This is a genomic window from Clostridium sp. DFI.1.208 (assembly GCF_024463855.1).
GTDB lineage: Bacteria > Bacillota_I > Bacilli_A > Erysipelotrichales > Erysipelotrichaceae > Clostridium_AQ.
On record NZ_JANGCA010000160.1, the window covers coordinates 1 to 891 of the forward strand.

Here is an 891-nt window from a genome sequence, read left to right on the forward strand (position 1 = left end):
AACATCGACGAAGTAGATGATGCGATAGTGATCGATGGTGTAGAATATCGTACAGATACTCTTATCTTCTATAAAGATAGATGGGAAAAGGATACAAAGAAAACAGAGCAATCAAAGCAGAAATACACGTTAGAAGAGCATATCATAGTAAGTTTCAGTACCAAGTATAGAAAATATCAGAGACGTATTCGCAATAAGAAACTGGAGAGAGCACGTAGATTACTCAAGAACCCTGGAAAATTAGATACCAAAAACCCAAGAGATCCTAGATACTATATCCAACGTATGGATACGACACAGCATGGAGAAGTCGCAGAAGAGACTGCCTATAGTATAGATGAAAGCAAGATACTAGACGATATGAAATATGACGGTCTTTATGCGGTAGCTACAGATCTTGAGGACTCAGATATATCTATGATCATAAAAGCAAACAAGCAACGATGGGAAATCGAAGAAAGCTTTGAAATTATGAAGAGTGAATTCAAAACACGCCCAGTCTATGTAAAAAAAGATGATGCGATAAATGGTCATCTTCTCACATGTTTCATAGCACTATTGATTTACCGGATTTTAGAAAAAGAATTCTTGAAAGAGAAATATACATGCCAGGAAATCATCGACACGTTAAGAGCATTGAATCTGACTCATATAGGAGGAAGCAATTACATTCCATCCTTCAAACGAACGAAGTTAGTCGATGAGCTTGTCCAGATATTTGGCTTTCAGCCTTCTAGAGAGCTCATCACACAAAAAAATTTAAAGAAATTTTCACGAGTAGTAAATTCAAGAAAAAGTACGAAACTGAATGAATAGCAAAAGAAGGTCTTAAGTCCTTTATCTAAAGGGCTTAGGGCCTTCTTTCATCGTTACAAGTGTAAAACTCGAAAT

1 protein-coding gene is annotated in these 891 nt (G+C 36.3%); it reads left to right on the forward strand.

Annotated features, from left to right (window positions below; genetic code table 11):
* Window positions 1-816, forward strand: an 816-nt coding sequence (locus NE665_RS23805; RefSeq protein WP_256302694.1) for a transposase, incomplete at its 5' end; no start/stop codon positions are given.
* Window positions 817-891 lie beyond the last annotated feature (75 nt).